Origin of the sequence: Curtobacterium sp. ISL-83 (genome assembly GCF_018613895.1) — a bacterium.
Lineage (GTDB): Bacteria > Actinomycetota > Actinomycetes > Actinomycetales > Microbacteriaceae > Curtobacterium.
Genome location: NZ_JAGGPH010000009.1, coordinates 107,253 through 123,310, shown reverse-complemented (window position 1 = coordinate 123,310; position 16,058 = coordinate 107,253). Strand labels below are relative to the sequence as shown.

The following is a 16,058-nucleotide window of genomic DNA, read 5'->3' as shown; positions in this document are numbered from 1 at the left end:
GCGGGCGGCGCCGGCGGGCGGCGCCACACGCGGTCCTTCGGTGCGAGGTTGTCCGCTCGGTGCGAGGTTGTTGCGGCGCACGGAGCGATCAACCTCGCACTGGCGGGCGGGCGGGCGGGCGGGCGGCGCGGGCGAGCGGCACGGGGCGGGCGGGCGGGGCCGGGCGGCACGGGGCCGCGCGGCTCAGCCGCTACAGGGACGGCGGGCAGCTCTCGCGCAACAGGACCTCGACCGGCAGGCGCACCGCGCGGGGCGGCCCCTCCCGCCGCTCGAGCCGGTCGACGATCGCCCGGACGGCGGCCCGCCCGAGCTCCCCCATCGGCTGGTGCACCGTCGTGAGCCGCGGCGTGGAGAACCGCCCGGCGTCGATGCCGTCGAAGCCCGTGACGACGAGGTCCTCCGGCACCCGGACACCCCGCGCCGCAGCAGCGTCGAGCACCCCGAGCGCGGACTGGTCGTTCGAGCAGACGATCGCTCGCGGCACCGTCACGCCGTCGAGCAACTCGGCGGCGAGCTCCCGCGCCCGCGCCCGCCCGAAGTCCCCGTGCACGGTCCGCACCGACGCGGGGTCGACGCGGTGGTCGGCCAGGGCCTCGCGGAACCCGCTCGCGCGCTCCCGGTCGTCCGGCGAGTCGATCGGCCCGGCGAGGTACGCGAGCGACCGGATGCCGAGCCGCCCGATGACGTGTGAGGCGAGGGTCCGCATGCCCCCGGCGTTGTCGACGCGCACCGAGTCGAAGCCGTGCGACCGCCGGTCTCCGGCGAGGATCACGACCGGGATGCGGCGCGCCACGTGCTCGAGGAGTTCGTCGGGGACGGTCTGCGCCAGGACCGCGAGCCCGTCCACCCGACCGGCGACGTCGTTCACGACGACGTCCCGGGACGGGCCGCGACCGGCGGCGACCATCAGGGCGAGCCCGCGCTGCCAGGCCTCGACCTCGGCGCCGCGGAGCACCTCGTCGAAGTACAGGTTCGAGGAGAACGGCTGCGTCACGTGCCGCCGGTCGTCGACGACGCGGACACCCCCGTCCGTGACGAGGTCCGGTCGTTCGTCGGGCACGACGTCGAACCCCGGCAGCAGGAGGCCGACCACCCCGGTCCGCTTGCCGGCGAGGGCCCTGGCGTTGCCCGAGGGCACGTACCCGAGGCTCCGGATCGCCGCCTGGACGCGGTCCCTCGTGCCCTCGCGGACGGCGTCCGGGGTGCGCAGCACGCGCGAGACGGTGGCGATCGAGACGCCCGCGGCCGAGGCGACGTCGTAGACCGTGGGAGGTGCGGCGCCCTGCTGAGCCAAGCCGTGCCTCCCGTCCGACGCGTCGCTGCCGGCGCGCCCGCGCGGCCGCACCATCCTAGGCACGGCGAGGGCCGTGACTTCTCCACAGGCGGCGGAGAACGCTTGCGCTCGGCGGACCCAGGGGTCCACACTGATCCGAACTCGCCAGCAGTCCCGTGAGGAAGCGCATCAGCCGATGCCCACACACGCAGGGAAGGTCGTCCCCATGTCACAGTCGACACGGTCCGGAAGCAAGCTCGCCCAGAAGACCTCGAACGATCAGCGCGAGGTCACCGACGCCCTGCTCGATCACTCCGACAGCAGTACCGCCTGGATCTTCGACCAGTTGGACGCGGCCGAGGACGGCGCCGAGCGCCCCTGACCAGCGCCGGGGGCACAGCCCACGGCCTGGAGGCACGACTCGGCGCCTCGGGGCCGGGTCGCGCCCGTCAGCGCTCGCCTCCGTCAGCGCTCGCCTCCGTCAGCGCTCGCCTCCGTCAGTGCTCGGGTGCGCCGACGATCGCCATGCCCGCACCGCGGAGCCGCCGACGCTCCTGCGCGATGAACGCGAGCAGCCGGTCGTTCGTGCCCGCGACGTGCGCCGCGACGAGGTCGGCCGCGCGATCGCCGTCCCCGGAGCGCACGGCGTCCAGGATCGCGCTGTGCTCCGCCCACGCAGCATCCCGGGCCTCGGGCGTGCGGACCTCGATCCACCGTGTGCGTTCGAGCCGGAGCAGTGCATCGGTGATCGCGTCGGTGATGAACCGGTTGCCGCCAAGCGCGGCCAGGTCCAGGTGGAACGTCGAGCCCATCAGGATGCCGGCCTGCTGGTCGGGGGTGGGCTGGAGGGCGTCGAGGTGCGCGCGGACTGCGGCCAACTGCTCCTCGGATGCACGCTCGACCGCGAGCCGGGTCGCCGCGGGTTCGAGGACGCCGCGGAGTTCGGCGAGCGCGGCGATCTCGTCGAGGTCGATCGGGGTGACCGTCCACGACCGGCCCTCGTGCAGGATGAGTCCCTCGCGCTCGAGCCGTGACAACGCTGCACGGACCGGGGTCCTGGAGGCGTGGAACCGGGCTTCGAGGCCGCGCTCGGAGATCCGCTCCCCCGGGGCGATGTCGAGCGTCAGGATCGCGGCGCGGAGGTTGTCGTAGAGCTGCGCGGTCTGCGACACGGGCACGGCATCGGTCGTCTCGGTCACGGCGTACGAGCCTAGCGGCGGCGCCCTCGGAATGGTATACCGTTTTGGTATACCAATCACTCCCGCGACGAGACGACGCCCATGACCGCGACCAGCGCACCCCGGAAGCCCACCGCGAGCACCCGCGCCTGGGTGATGCTCGCGCTCGGGGTCGCCGCCCAGGCGGCGGGCACCCTCGTCGTGACCGCCCCCGCGCTGCTCATCCCGTCCCTGCACGCGCACGGCATGCCCCTCGTGACCGCCGGGTTCCTCGCCGCGGCGCCGACCGCGGGCATGGTGCTGACCCTCATCGCCTGGGGTGCCGTCACCGACCGGCACGGCGAGCGGGCCGTCATCGCGGGCGGACTGGTGCTCACGACGCTCGCGGTCGCCGCGGCCTGGCTCGCTGCGGGCGACACCCTGCTGCTCGGCCTCGCCTTCCTGGCGGCCGGCATGACGAGCGCGTCGACGAACGCGGCGAGCGGGCGCGTCGTCGTCGGGTGGTTCCCCAAGGAGCGGCGGGGGCTGGCGATGGGCATCCGGCAGATGTCGCAGCCGCTCGGCGTCACCCTCGCCGCACTGACGGTCCCGGTGCTCGCCGAGCAGGCCGGCATCCGCGCGGCCCTCGTGCTGCCGGTCGTCCTCTGCGCCGTGCTCGCCGTGTGCTGCGCGATCGGCATCGCGAACCCGCCACGCCCCGCTCGGTCGGACGCGCTGGCAGGAGACGTCGAGAACCCGTACCGGACGAGCGGGTTCCTGTGGCGGGTGCACGCGGTGTCGGTCCTGCTGGTCGTGCCGCAGTTCACCCTGTCGACCTACGGGCTCGTGTGGCTCGTCGGTCTCGGGTGGTCCACGCCCGCGGCCGGTCTGCTGGTCGGCGTCGCACAGTTCGTCGGCGCGATCGGCCGGATCCTCGTGGGGGTTTGGAGTGACCGCGTCGGCTCCCGCGTCGGGCCGCTCCGGATCGTCGCGGTGAGCGCCGCCGTGGTGATGGCCGTGCTCGCGCTGGTCGACGCCACCCACCTCGCCGCTGGGGCGGTCTTCCTGGTGGTGGCGACGAGTGTGACGGTCGCGGACAACGGGCTCGCCTACACGTCGGTCGCCGAGGCAGCCGGTCCGTTCTGGTCCGGCCGTGCGCTGGGCGCGCAGAACACGGGGCAGTTCATCGCGGCGAGCGCCGTCGGTCCGGGCATCGGCGCCCTGGTCGGGGTGGTCGGGTTCGCGGCGTCCTTCGGGATCGTGGCGGTGCTGCCGTTGCTCGCGCTCCCCCTGGTGCCGCGGGCGGACCGCTCACACGACTAAATCTTGCAACGTCGCATTGCACGTGTGATACTTTGCATATGAGTTGGCGCAACGGATCCTGTCGCACCACGTGGCTGGACACCGCGAAGGGCTTCGCAATCCTCGGGATCGTCCTCATCCACGCCGCTTCGTGGGCTCCGGGGCAGCCTTCTGTCCCCGCTGAATGGATACTCGACCGCCTGGTCGTCTCCTTGCCGCTGTTCTTCGTGGCGTCCGGGGTCGTGGGAGCGCGGTCCCTGACGGAAGAGGCGGCAGGAGCTCGGCTCGTAGCAGCCAGGGTGGCTCCGCTGCTGTACCTCTACATCCTGTGGCAGCCAGCCGTCCTCGGGTACCGGATGCTCGGTGATCTTGTCCTGCACGACCGGATCGACCTCATCGGTGAGTTGATCCGTTTCGCAGCGGCACCCCTCCGGCCGAACGGCGAGATCTGGTACCTCTGGGCGCTCGCGATCCACTTCGTCCTGGTCTGGGCGACTCGCAGGGTCCCGGCAGTCCTCGTCCTCGGGCCGTCGTTCGCGCTCTTCGTCGTGCTCGACGGGTGGGGGCGCACATTGCTCGGCGACCACTTGTGGCACGTGCTGGGCCCGGGGTTGCAGGGGCTCCCCCAGTTCGCCTTCTTCACATTGATCGGTGCACGGTTTGCTGGCTCGATCATCGCGATGGTCGAACGCGCGGGTCTTCCGGTGATCGTGCTGGTCATCGCCGGGTGGCTCGCTGCGGGGCGGGTTCCGTCCGTCGCACCGGTCACGGTCGCGCCACTCGGCCCGGTGAAACACCTGTTCGGAGTCGCAGCGGTGCTGCTCCTCTCTCGTCTGGCCGACCTCTCAACATGGATCGCGCCGCTCCGGACCATCGGTCGGTACTCGGTCGTGCCGTACCTGACCCACACCGCGGTGATCGTCGTCATGCTCGCCATCGCCGGGGTTGTCGGCCTCCTGCCGGTCGCCGCGGCACACCCCACGATCACGACATTCACGCTCATGGCGACCGCCTCGGTCCTGGTGCTGGTCGTTTACCTGCCGGTGCGATCGACCAGGGCGTCGCTGCTCTTCACAGCGCCGGCACGGTTCCGCGTCCCGCGTCCCTGATCGTTGCCCCCCTCCCCGACGGGCAGTCCGAGCGCGAGGAGCGACAACAACGCAGACCGCCGACCGCGGCTCCGCAGCCGCTGAGCTGCGGGGGGGCGGTCAGGTTCCGATCCCCAGTACCCCTACCGCGCCACGGATCAGGCCGGGACCGCGGGCCCGACCGGCCAGCGCAGCAGTGCCGCCGCGGCGACACCGCCCGGCAACGAGGCGGCGTTGACCAGCACGAGTTCGGCATCCGTCAGCACCGCGGCACGGACGAGCGCGCACACGGCCGGGACGGCGCCGATGACGGGCGTTCCGCCGGCCTGTTCGGGCGCGGTCGCGACCCAGGGGGCGCCGGCGAGCGCGAGCAGGGTCCGGTCGCCGACCGCGACGGCATCGAGTGCGACGACCGCTCCCTGCGCCTGCTGCAGGGCGGAGACGACGGATCCGACCCCGGTCACCGCCAGGTTGTCGCCACGTCCGACGTGGGTGCGCAGCAGGTCCTCGAGGTCGTGCCGACGCGTGGCGATCACGCGCGCCAGGGCGATCTCGACGTGCTCGACGAACGCCTGCTTCGAGGCGTCGTCCGCACGGGGGTCGACCGGGACCGTGGTCACGAGGGCACGGGCCTCGGACGAGAGCGTCTGCACGAACAGCTCCTGCGCACGGGGGTCCCCGGCGACGGCGATCAGCCCCGGCCGGATCCGGCGGACGACGTCCTCGACGGCCGCGGCCACCTCGCCGGAGGTCTGCTTCCAGATCTCCTCGGTGTGCTGCTGCCAGTGGGGCTGTCTCGACCCCGGGACGCTCTTCGCCTTGTGCAGCGTGTCCGAGCGTCCGAGGACCGACTGCTCGTCGAGCGAGGCGGCGTGCGGCGCGTGGCCGAGCCGGTAGGTGCGGAACGTCCCACCTTCGCGGCCGACCTGGACGACGAGCACGGACAGGTCCATCGGGCGGTGCGCGACGAGCGGCACGAGGTCCGGCACGGCCCCGACACCGACCGTCTCGGATCCGTGCAGGACGCCCGGCAGCACCTCGCTCAGGACGATCTCGCCGTCGTGGAGGAGGACGTACCGGGTCACCGGCGACGGAACGCCCGGCTCCTGCTCGAACTCGCCGGCGACCAGGTCGACGACGTCCGCGGACGCGCCCTGGTCCCGGAGCGCCCCCTCGACCGCCCGGAGCTTCAACGCCGCCTGCCGTCTCGGGTCCTCGACGTTGCCGGAGACGTCGACGTACGCCCATGCCCAGGTCCCACCGCCCTCGAGCCGCTGGCCCAGGATCTCGTGCAGTTCACTCGTCGCGTTGGTCGACGTCATGGCAGCTCCTCTCGGCGGTTCGCCGGGGCTGTCACGGACTCCGGCGTCGTGTGCGCCCACACTCCACCACGACGGCACCCCGCGTTCCCAGTCCGGAGCGAACGGTCAGCGTTCGTCGTCGCAGCGCGCGGATCCAGATCCCGGTCGGGGCCCATGCCGCCGGTAGCGGACCGACGCGCCAGCGGCGGGCCGGCTGAGCCGGGGGCTGACCGACACCTACTGGAGTGTGCTCATCCCGGGAAAGCAAACTTCTTCCTGCCGCTCATCATGCTGGCAGACCAGAAGTTGTACCCGATCACACTGGGCTTGAACAACTGGCGCTCGCAGGTCGACCGCCTGCCGGAGTTCTACCAGCTCACCACCGGCGGGGTGCTCGTCTCGGTCATCCCGCTCATGATCGCCATCATAGTGCTCCAGCGCTTCTGGCGCGGGGGCCTCACGGAAGGATCGGTCAAGGGTTGACCGCTGCCGCACTCCACGACCTCCACTCGACCGCACCGGGATCGGCCACACGGCTCGCTCCACGGGCGTGGCTGCACACCGACGCGCCGTCGCTGGCACTGAACGGCGACTGGGACTTCCGGTGGTCGCCGGTGGCGGACGCCCCCGCGTTCGAGGACCCGGACGGGTGGGGGTCCCTGCCCGTCCCGTCGCACTGGGTGTTGCACGGGCACGGGGCCCCGAGCTACACGAACGTGCAGTACCCGTTCCCGATCGACGCTCCGCACCCGCCGGACGAGAACCCCACGGGCGACCACCGGCGGACGTTCACGGTGCCGTCCTCGTTCGACGCCGCCGACCGGATCGTGCTGCGGTTCGACGGGGTCGAGTCGCACTTCCGGGTGTGGGTGAACGGGACGCTCGTGGGGTGGTCGACGGGGTCGCGCCTGGTGACCGAGTTCGACGTCAGCGAGCTGCTCGTGCCCGGGGACAACGAACTCCGCGTGCGCGTGCACCAGTGGTCGGCGGCTTCGTACCTGGAGGACCAGGACCAGTGGTGGCTGCCCGGCATCTTCCGCGACGTCACCCTGCTCGCCCGTCCCGTCGCGCCGATCTACGACGTGTTCGTCCGCACCGGGTGGCAGGCCGCGCTCGGTGATGCCGCGTCCGCGGGCACGGCCGCGTCCGGACGGCCCGCGACGGGCACCGGCACGATCACCGTCGCGACGCTCGACGCGGTGTTCCCCGTCCGCCTGTCCGTCCCGGACCTCGGAGTCGACGTCGTCTGGGCGAGCGCGGACGACGTCGTGCCGATCGAGGTCGAGGGCGTCGAGCCGTGGAGCGCCGAGTTGCCGAAGCTGTACGACGCCACGCTGGCGTCCGGCTCCGCAGCAGGTGGCACGACCCGGGGCGAGACGGTGTCGCTCCGGCTGGGGTTCCGCACGATCGCGATCGTCGGCGACCGGTTCCTGGTGAACGGCGAGCGCGTCGTGTTCCTCGGGGTGAACCGGCACGAGACCCACCCCACCCGTGGGCGGGTGTTCGACGAGGCGCACGCCCGCGAGGACATGGCGCTCATGAAGCGGTCCAACGTCAACGCGATCCGCACGTCCCACTACCCGCCGCACCCCCGCGTGCTCGACCTGGCGGACGAGCTCGGCTTCTGGGTGGTCCTGGAGTGCGACCTCGAGACCCACGGGTTCGTCGTCGACGACTGGGCGGGGAGCCCCTCCGACGACCCGGCATGGAAAGCGGCGTACCTCGACCGCATCGCCCGCACCGTCGAGCGGGACAAGAACCACCCGTCGATCGTGATGTGGTCGCTCGGGAACGAGTCCGGCACCGGCCGGAACCTGGCCGCGATGGCGCAGTGGGTGCACGACCGCGACCCCGGGCGTCCGGTGCACTACGAGGGCGACTACACCGGCGCGTACACGGACGTGTACTCGCGGATGTACCCGACGCTGCAGGAGACCGAGTCGATCGGCGGCGGCGCGCCCACTCCCCTGCTGCACTGCGGGCCGGCCGAGGCGGCACGCCAGCGGTCGAAGCCGTACCTCCACTGCGAGTACGTGCATGCGATGGGCAACGGCCCGGGCCAGATCGCCGAGTACGAGGCCCTCGTCGACCGCTACCCGCGCCTGCACGGCGGCTTCGTGTGGGAGTGGCGCGACCACGGGCTGCTCGCGCACCTGCCGGACGGGACGCCGTACCACGCGTACGGCGGCGACTTCCACGAGGTCGTCCACGACGGCAACTTCGTGATGGACGGGCTGGTGCTGCCGGACGACACCCCGACACCGGGGCTCGCCGAGTTCGCGGCCGTCGTGGCCCCGATCCGGTTGTCGGCGTCGGACACCACCGTGCTCATCGAGAACCGGTACCACTCGGCGTCGTCCGCCGGGCTGCGGTTCTGCTGGACCCTGTCGCGGAACGGGGTGGTCGAGGACTCGGGCCGGTTCGCGCCCGGGGTCGTCGCCGCGCGGCAGTCGGCGACGGTGCCCGTCCCGGACGAGGTCGTCGCGGCCACCGCAGCGGCCCTCGAGCCCGGCGACGAGCTGTGGTTCGACCTGACGGCGGAGCTCGCCGGCCCGACCGCGTGGGCGGACACCGGCCACGTCGTCGCACGCACCCAGCGGCTCGTCGCGAGCCGATCTGCGGGCGCGCCCCGGGCCTCCCGGCAGGGCTGGGACGGCGACCGTCTCGGTACGGGGACCTTCACCGCGCGGGGCGACTTGGTCGGTTGGAAGGGCCACGAGGTCGCCGGCCCGCGATTGGAACTCTGGCGTGCGCCGACGGACAACGACCGCGGGGCGTCGCAGGGCGGCTACGAGACCGCGGACCCGGAGCTCACGGCGGGTGTCGGTGACCCGGACGCGCCGTCGTCCGCCTCACGGTGGCAGGCACGGGGACTCGACCGACTGACCCACCGTCTGGTGTCCGTCGAGCGGACGGAACAGGGACTCGTGCAGCGGGTCCGGGTCGGCGCAGCGAGCAGCAGCGCCGGTGTCGAGGTCACACACCGCTGGACCCTGACCGACGGCGGCTTGCTGCTGCAGACCGACGCGGTGCCGTTCGGCCCGTGGGACGTGACGTGGCCGCGGATCGGGGTGCGGTTCGACCTGCCCGCCGCACTGGCGACGGAGACCGCGGAGTGGTTCGGTACCGGGCCGCTCGAGTCGTACGCGGACTCGTCGCACGCGGCGCGGGTCGGGCGGTTCACGTCCCCGGTGTCGGACCTGTCGGCGGGGTACTCGATGCCGCAGGAGACGGGTCACCGACCCGAACTCCGCGAGCTGACGGTCGGACCGTTCACGGTGCGGACCGTGGGGGCGCGCCGTGCGGGGTTCACGCTCTCGCCGTGGACCGCGCAGCAGATCGGCCGGGCTGGACACCCGTACGAGCTGCCCGTGTCGGAGCACCTGCACCTGTACCTGGACGCGGCGCAGCACGGTCTCGGGTCGCGGGCGTGCGGGCTCGACGTGCTGCCGGAGCACCAGCTGTGGCCGCGCGCGTTCTCGTGGAGCGTGGTGCTGGCGTAGGGGGGCGGGGCGGGCGCCCCGTTTCGAACCACGAAACCGACGTCGAACCAGCCCGCGGGCTCGGTTCGATGTCGGTTTCGTGGTTTGTCAGCCGTGGTTCGTCAGCGTTGGTTCGTCAGCGGCCGCCGTCGAGCGCCGGGATCGCGGCAGGGTCGCTCGAGTCGAGGAACGCGGTCAGGCGCTCGGGCTCGCCGGACTCGCCGATCGCCTCGGCAGCACGGCGCAGCGCGAACAGTGCCCGCAGCACGCCGCGGTTCGGCTCGTGCGACCACGGCACCGGTCCGGCACCACGCCACCCGGCCTTCCGCAGGGCGTCGAGCCCGCGGTGGTACCCGACACGGGCGTACGCGTAGGACTCGAGGGTCGCCCCCCGGGCCCAGGCCTCGTCGCCCAGGAGCGCCCAGGCGAGACTGGACGCCGGGTGCGCCGCCACCACGTCGGACACGGGGGTGTCGCTGGCGAGCGCGGCGACCACCTCCGGCTCCTCGGGCAACAGGGTCTCGGGCGTCAGCGGGTCGGGGAGCAGGTTCTGCGGCATGCCCCCAGCCTGTCACGCCCGGCCCGTCACGCCCGACGCCCCTTGCGTCCGATCGCCGACGGCCCTAGCGTGGTGAGCACCTCGTCGTCACCACGAGGCCGCGGTGCGGGACGACCGACCAGCGGCACGGATGACGGACACGGGGGTCCCCGACGGAAGAGACGCATTGCTCGCCATCACCGGTTCTGTCCAGCCCACGCGCTGACACCGTGATCGCTGCGTCCCGTCGGACGCGTGCCGCCCACTCGTGGCGGCTCCGGTGTCGTGCGCCCAGCACACATCACCGGGAGGCACCCGCATGCCCAGCAGTCCGTCCGTCGTCCTGCACGACCTCACCTTCGCCTGGCCCGACGGCACCGTCGCGCTCGACCACCTCACCGCCGCCTTCGGCCGCGGCCGCACCGGCCTGGTCGGGAGGAACGGGGCCGGCAAGTCGACGTTGGTCCGGCTCGTCACCGGGCAGCTCCACCCCACCGCCGGATCGGTGACCACGACCGGCGCCGTCGACCACCTGCCGCAACGACTGGCCACCGGCGCGGACGACACGGTCGCCGACCTCCTCGGCATCCGGCCGTCCCGCACCGCGCTCCGGGCGATCCTGGCCGGCGACGGGACCCCGGAGCACTTCGCTGCGGTCGGGGACGACTGGGACCTCGAGGAGCGAGCGGCCGCTGCGATGTCCGCGATCGGACTCGGTCTCGACCCGCAGGACACCGGCGACGGCGACGTGCTCGACCGTCCGGTCCGGACGCTCTCCGGCGGGCAGGCGGTGCTCGTCGCCGTCAGCGGTATCCGCCTCCGCGGGCGTCCGATCGCGTTCCTCGACGAGCCGACGAACAACCTCGATCGACGTGCCCGCAGCCTGCTGCTCGACATCGTCGACGACTGGTCGGGCACCCTCGTCGTGGTGAGCCACGACCGTGAGCTGCTGGAGCACGTGGACGAGGTCGCCGAGCTGCGTGCCGGGGCGATGACCGTGTTCGGGGGCAGCTTCAGCGCGTTCGAGGAGCACCTCGCCGTGCAGCAGGCAGCGGTCGAACGGGAGGTCCGGGTCGCCGAACAACGGCACCGGACCGAGAAACGGCAGCGCGTCGAGGCGGAGACGAAGATCGCCCGTCGTGCGCGGGCGGGCGAGAAGGCCGGCCGGTCGATGCCCAAGATCCTGGCGAACGAACAGCGCAAGAAGGCGCAGGAGACAGCCGGGCGGCTCCGGGCCGGGTCGGCCGACGACGAGGCCGCCGCGCTGGCGATCAAGCGCGAGGCCGAGACGCGCCTGCGTGACGACGAGTCCATCCACGTCACGCTCCCGGACCCGGCCGTGCCCACGTCCCGCCGGATCGCCACGATCACGGTCCGGGGTCGCGAGACGATCGTCCAAGGGCCGGAGCGCATCGCGGTGACCGGGGACAACGGGGTCGGGAAGTCGACGCTCCTCGACCAGCTCGTCGGCCTGCCGGCTGCCCGCGAGCACCCGTTGCCCGGGACCTCGGCGACCCCGCACGTGGACCGGATCGCGTACCTGCCGCAGCGGAAGGACACGCTCGACGACACCGCGACCGTGCTCGACAACGTCCGCCGCGATGCTCCGCACGTCCCGCCCGCCGAGGTCCGGAACCGACTGGCCCGCTTCCTGGTGCGCGGTGACACGGTCGACCGGCCCGTCGGGACGCTGTCCGGCGGGGAGCGCTTCCGGGTCGCCCTCGCCAGCCTGGTGCTCGCCGACCCGCCCCCGCAGCTCCTGGTGCTGGACGAGCCGACGAACGACCTCGACCTGACGAGCGTCGACCAGCTCGTCGATGCGCTGCTGGCGTACCGCGGGGCACTCGTCGTGGTGAGCCACGACGAGACGTTCCTCGACCGGCTCGACCTGACGCACCGCCTCGAGCTCCGCGGCGATCCACTGGAGTTCAGCGGATCAGCACCGCCGCCATGACTTCTCCGAGCCGCTGCGAGTACGCGTTCGTGAGGTGCTTGTCGTCGACGCGGACGAGGACGGGCCCGGCCATCACCGGACACTGACCGTCGACGCAGAACCACCTGCGAACGTCGACGTAGCGGGCAGATGGCTCAGGCGCGACCGCCTGCTCCATCGCGCTGACGAGCGCCGCGTTCTCGGCGGTCGGTGTGGACGCGCAGGACCTCACACCGGTCACCCGGTTCGCACATGCCTGGGGCGAGAGGCCGGCCGGCGGAGCCCCGAGGAACACGACGCGATCGGCAGACTCCTCGAGTTCACGGACGAGCCGTTGCGTGCTGTCTGCCCACGAACGAGTTGCACGGTCGAGGCTCGATTCGATGGTGCGGATGAATGCCTGGTCATCATTGGCGACGATGACGACGTCAGGTTGGAGGTCGCGCACTTCGTCGAGCATCCGCTCACGCGCGGCGGCGCAGAGGGCGTCGCCCGATCGAGTCGGGGTCCGACCGACGTCGGTAGCGGCGCACGATGCGAATCCGATCGCGGAGACACGCCACCCTCGGGGCACCAGCGCAGTCCGGACTGCTGGCATCCACGACATGGCGATCGAGTCACCGATGACGAGGGCGGACCGGTCAGCGCCTGATGGTCCGTACGTGCAGACGCGAGCCTCTCGGGGTGGTCGGTTCAGTTCGTTCCGGCAGCCGTCCGAGCTGCTCATCTCCGGTGCGAACTGGTTCGTGAATCCCGCGTCGAGCGCACGAGCGACTCCTCCGATCGACGGTTGCTCGAGCAGGCCCGCCCGGATCGCCGGGTACGGCACGGGAGGCGCTGCTGCCGTCGGCGCAGCGAGTCCCAGGACGCTCCCGGCGTCCGCGGGGTCGGTGAACACGCTCGAGTTGATCTGCACCGAACCGGCGAGGACGAGGAGCGGGAGGAAGCCGAGGGCGGCGGTCCTCGCGACGGTCGGAGCACGACCCGCCTTGCGCCCGCGCATCGTCGGACGAGATCGCGCATCAGGAGCGCGCCGTCGTCCTGGTCGTCGAGCAGTGAATCGACGCTCCACCCAACGATACGAGGCTGCTGCCAAGGCGAACGTGACCGTGAACGTGACTGCGCTCGTCCATGACGAGGCAGGCAGGACCGCGTCGGCGAACACGATGACCGGCAGATGCCAGAGGTAGAGGGAGTACGAGATCCGACCGATGGCGCGAACCGGTTGGTTCGTCAGGACGGTCGTCAGCCGAGCGGCCGCGTCGCCGCCGGACACGACGATGCACGCAGCACCCGCTACCGCCGGCAGCGCGTCGGGGAACGGACTCGTCGTCGCCGAGGCCGCCCCGACGAACCCCCATGCGAGCAGCGCGAACCCCCCGCTCCACACGATGCTCGCCAGCCGCTCCGGGAGCCGGAGGCCGAGTGCAGCCACGAGGCCGCCGATCGCGAACTCCCAGGCACGCCCAACTGGATCGAAGTACGTCGCGGAGGACCCAGAGCGGAACACCCCCCACATCGCTGACACGATGACCACCGCCACGGACAGGGCAATGACGCACTGACGAGGCGACCACCATCTGCGACCCGCCAGCAGGGCGAAGACCACGGTCAGTGGCCACACGGCGTAGAACTGCTCCTCGACGGAGAGCGACCAGAAGTGTTGGAGCGGTGACGCCGGACCCTCGGCAGCGAAGTACGACGTCCCGGTCGCGATGAGGTGCCAGTTCTGGACCGACAGGAGCGATGCCACCCCGTCGAGCCCGACAGCGATGGCCCGCGGCCGGAACCAGAGGACGTTCGCGGCCGCAACGACGACGACCACCACCACGACTGCTGTTGGCATCAGGCGGCGAGCGCGTCGCGCGATGAAGGATGGGTAGTCGAAGCGCCCCGTCGCGATCCGCTCGGTCAGCAACCCCCGCGTGACGAGGAACCCCGAGATGACGAAGAACACGTCGACGCCGGTCCAACCGCCCTGCGGAACTCCGAACGTGTGATTGACGAGGACGGCTCCGATCGCGAGCGCGCGCAAGCCTTCGATGTCGGGTCGGAACGTCTGCACCGATACATTACATCACGGATACCGTTGGTTGCAGAAGGGTGAGGCGTCAGCGCCGCCGCGTCGGACGGATCGCGATCGACTCGACGGTCCCTCGCTCCGGCAGGTCCACCACCGTCCGGACGGCCGCGGCGACGTCCTCCGGCGCCAGGTAGTAGGCGGTGTCGTAGTCCTCGCCGAGCTTCTCGACGAGCTGCCGCTGCATGTCGGAGTCGGTGCGACCGGGGTGCACGCTCGACACCCGCACGCCGTTCGCGCGCTCCTCGTCACGGAGGGCATCGGCGAACGCCCGGAGCGCGAACTTCGACGCCGCGTACACGCCACCGCCGGGCCCGGAGTGGAACCCGGAACCGCTGTTGATCGGCACGACGATGCCGTGCGCCGCTCGGAGGGCGGGCAGCGCCAGTCGTGTCAGCTCGGCGACGGCGAACAGGTTCGTGGCGAACACGGACTCCCACACCGCACGGGGCGTCTCGGCGATCGTGGTGCCCTGCTCCACCCCGGCGGAGTGCACGAGGACGTCCAGGCGTTCCGGGAGGGCCGGGAACGCACCCAGCCCGAGGTCACCGACGAACGGTTCCGCGCTCGGCAGTTCCGCCACCAGTGCGTCGACGGCAGCCTCGGTGCGACCACCCACGAGCACGTGGTGCGTCCGGCCGAGGTCGACGGCGATCGCACGACCGATCCCACGGGTCGCCCCCGTGACGAGGGCGATGGGCAGGCTTCCGGGAGGCGCGGTGTCGGTCATGTCCACCAGCCTACGGACGGCACATGGCGGGCCCACACGCGCGCTCGGATCAGCGGACGAGTGTCCCGTTGGTGACGCTGCGGGCTGCACCGCGCCTCCCGGCCGGTCTGCAGACCGACCGGGAGTGCGATCCGTCAGTCCTTCGTGCGGCCGGCGCTCTCGCGGATGTTCATCCCCTGGAGGACGTCCTTCGCGCGCTTCTCGTCCTGCTTCGCGATCTGCCGGGTGTCGCGCTCGGGGAGCTGGATGTCCTCCTCGGCACGGATGCCGGCCTGGAGTTCCCGGCCGCGCTCCAGCTCGGCGTCGAACTCGGCACCGAACAGCAGTGCGTTGTTGGTGATCCAGATCCACAGCAGGAAGGCGATGACGCCACCGAGCGAGCCGTACGTCGCGTTGTAGTGGGAGAAGTTCGCCAGGTAGAACCCGAACAGGACGCTGACGATGATCCAGATGACGATCGCCAGGATCGACCCGCCGCTCACCCACTTGAAGTTCGGCTGCTTCACGTTCGGCGCCCAGTAGTACAGGACCGCCACCACGACGACGGCGATCACGAGCAGGATCGGCCACTGCACGATGCTGAGGACCGTCGCGGCCGCCTGGCCGAGCCCGATCTGGTCGCCGAAGGTCCGGGCGAGCGGGCCGCTGACGAGCGCGAGCAGCCCGATGACGAGCAGGACCACCGTGACGATGGTGACACCGAGCATCGTCGGGCGGAGCTTCCAGATCGGACGACCCTCGCGGACGTTGTAGATGCGGTTCATCGCACGTCCGAAGGCACCGACGTAGCCGGAGGCGGACCACAGGGCACCGAGGAGACCGACGACGAACGTCACGGGCGCGGCGGGCGAGCGCACGAGGTTCTCGATCGGACCGCGGATGAGCTGCACGATGCTGTCCGACCCGATCGAGCTGACGAGGTTGAGCACGGTCTTGATGGTCGTGTCCGCCTGGCCGACGAGACCGAGGATCGAGACGATCGCCAGCAGCGCGGGGAACAGCGCGAGCACGGAGTAGTACGTCAGCGCGGCCGCGAGGTCCGTGCACTGGTCGGCCGTGAACTCCCGCAGGGTCTTCTTGAGCGTGTAGACGAGGGTCGGCTTCTTGAGGTCGGCCGGGGACTCCGGCTTCCGGTCATCGTCGGCCGCGGGCTTGTCCTGCTGTCGAGCCATGG

Annotated in this window: 12 protein-coding genes and 1 pseudogene; 6 read left to right on the top strand and 7 right to left on the bottom strand. The window is 71.8% G+C overall.

The window, feature by feature from the left end:
* Positions 1–190 precede the first annotated feature (190 nt).
* Positions 191–1,294: a LacI family DNA-binding transcriptional regulator gene (locus J7E22_RS08720; protein ID WP_251008880.1), complete on the bottom strand. Its 1,104-nt coding sequence runs from the start codon at positions 1,292–1,294 to the stop codon at positions 191–193.
* Between the two features lie 205 nt (positions 1,295–1,499).
* On the opposite strand from J7E22_RS08720, the gene J7E22_RS08715 reads away from it, so the two are divergent.
* A complete protein-coding gene (locus J7E22_RS08715; RefSeq protein WP_214980979.1) occupies positions 1,500–1,655 on the top strand; it encodes a hypothetical protein in 156 nt (51 codons plus the stop codon).
* A 115-nt stretch (positions 1,656–1,770) separates the two neighbouring features.
* Here the strand turns inward: J7E22_RS08715 and J7E22_RS08710 are convergent, their stop codons facing one another.
* On the bottom strand, positions 1,771–2,472 hold the full coding sequence (locus J7E22_RS08710; protein ID WP_308159187.1) for a GntR family transcriptional regulator: 702 nt from the start codon (positions 2,470–2,472) through the stop codon (positions 1,771–1,773).
* 81 nt (positions 2,473–2,553) lie between these two features.
* Between J7E22_RS08710 and J7E22_RS08705 the strand changes: the two genes are divergently transcribed.
* A complete protein-coding gene (locus tag J7E22_RS08705; RefSeq protein WP_214980977.1) occupies positions 2,554–3,753 on the top strand; it encodes an MFS transporter in 1,200 nt (399 codons plus the stop codon).
* Between the two features lie 38 nt (positions 3,754–3,791).
* Positions 3,792–4,841, top strand: a complete 1,050-nt coding sequence (locus tag J7E22_RS08700) for an acyltransferase (RefSeq protein WP_214980975.1) — start codon at positions 3,792–3,794, stop codon at positions 4,839–4,841.
* 137 nt (positions 4,842–4,978) lie between these two features.
* Here J7E22_RS08700 and J7E22_RS08695 read toward each other — a convergent pair whose 3' ends face one another.
* Positions 4,979–6,142: a hypothetical protein gene (locus J7E22_RS08695; RefSeq protein ID WP_214980974.1), complete on the bottom strand. Its 1,164-nt coding sequence runs from the start codon at positions 6,140–6,142 to the stop codon at positions 4,979–4,981.
* A 246-nt stretch (positions 6,143–6,388) separates the two neighbouring features.
* Between J7E22_RS08695 and J7E22_RS08690 the strand changes: the two are divergent.
* Both J7E22_RS08690 and J7E22_RS08685 read left to right on the top strand, forming a co-directional pair.
* A pseudogene (locus J7E22_RS08690) lies at positions 6,389–6,604 on the top strand (carbohydrate ABC transporter permease); the annotation flags it as partial.
* Positions 6,601–9,624: a glycoside hydrolase family 2 TIM barrel-domain containing protein gene (locus J7E22_RS08685; RefSeq protein ID WP_214980972.1), complete on the top strand. Its 3,024-nt coding sequence runs from the start codon at positions 6,601–6,603 to the stop codon at positions 9,622–9,624. The pseudogene J7E22_RS08690 and the gene J7E22_RS08685, both read left to right, overlap by 4 nt.
* A gap of 115 nt (positions 9,625–9,739) precedes the next feature.
* Here J7E22_RS08685 and J7E22_RS08680 read toward each other — a convergent pair whose 3' ends face one another.
* The gene (locus J7E22_RS08680; protein ID WP_214980970.1) at positions 9,740–10,162 is read right to left on the bottom strand and encodes a DUF3151 domain-containing protein; all 423 of its coding nucleotides are present in this window, start codon (positions 10,160–10,162) and stop codon (positions 9,740–9,742) included.
* A gap of 298 nt (positions 10,163–10,460) precedes the next feature.
* Between J7E22_RS08680 and J7E22_RS08675 the strand changes: the two genes are divergently transcribed.
* On the top strand, positions 10,461–12,095 hold the full coding sequence (locus tag J7E22_RS08675; RefSeq protein ID WP_214980968.1) for an ABC-F family ATP-binding cassette domain-containing protein: 1,635 nt from the start codon (positions 10,461–10,463) through the stop codon (positions 12,093–12,095).
* Here the strand turns inward: J7E22_RS08675 and J7E22_RS18190 are convergent.
* The 3 genes from J7E22_RS18190 to J7E22_RS08660 form a co-directional block, all read right to left on the bottom strand.
* Complete coding sequence (locus J7E22_RS18190) at positions 12,070–14,139, bottom strand: acyltransferase family protein (protein WP_214980966.1); 2,070 nt, start codon at positions 14,137–14,139, stop codon at positions 12,070–12,072. The genes J7E22_RS08675 and J7E22_RS18190 overlap by 26 nt on opposite strands.
* Positions 14,140–14,185: 46 nt before the next feature.
* Entirely contained in the window at positions 14,186–14,884 is a 699-nt protein-coding gene (locus J7E22_RS08665; protein WP_214980964.1) for an SDR family oxidoreductase, read from the bottom strand.
* A gap of 134 nt (positions 14,885–15,018) precedes the next feature.
* Entirely contained in the window at positions 15,019–16,056 is a 1,038-nt protein-coding gene (locus J7E22_RS08660) for a YihY/virulence factor BrkB family protein (RefSeq protein WP_214980962.1), read from the bottom strand.
* Between the last annotated feature and the right edge of the window lie 2 nt (positions 16,057–16,058).

What these genes read in the sequence shown, in the direction of transcription:
- J7E22_RS08715 (WP_214980979.1), top strand. Translation starts at nt 1,500, where the DNA reads ATGTCACAGTCGACACGGTCCGGAAGCAAGCTCGCCCAGAAGACCTCG.
- J7E22_RS08700 (WP_214980975.1), top strand. Translation starts at nt 3,792, where the DNA reads ATGAGTTGGCGCAACGGATCCTGTCGCACCACGTGGCTGGACACCGCG.
- J7E22_RS08680 (WP_214980970.1), bottom strand. Translation starts at nt 10,162, where the DNA reads ATGCCGCAGAACCTGCTCCCCGACCCGCTGACGCCCGAGACCCTGTTG.
- J7E22_RS08665 (WP_214980964.1), bottom strand. Translation starts at nt 14,884, where the DNA reads ATGACCGACACCGCGCCTCCCGGAAGCCTGCCCATCGCCCTCGTCACG.
- J7E22_RS08695 (WP_214980974.1), bottom strand. Translation starts at nt 6,142, where the DNA reads ATGACGTCGACCAACGCGACGAGTGAACTGCACGAGATCCTGGGCCAG.
- J7E22_RS08675 (WP_214980968.1), top strand. Translation starts at nt 10,461, where the DNA reads ATGCCCAGCAGTCCGTCCGTCGTCCTGCACGACCTCACCTTCGCCTGG.
- J7E22_RS08660 (WP_214980962.1), bottom strand. Translation starts at nt 16,056, where the DNA reads ATGGCTCGACAGCAGGACAAGCCCGCGGCCGACGATGACCGGAAGCCG.
- J7E22_RS08705 (WP_214980977.1), top strand. Translation starts at nt 2,554, where the DNA reads ATGACCGCGACCAGCGCACCCCGGAAGCCCACCGCGAGCACCCGCGCC.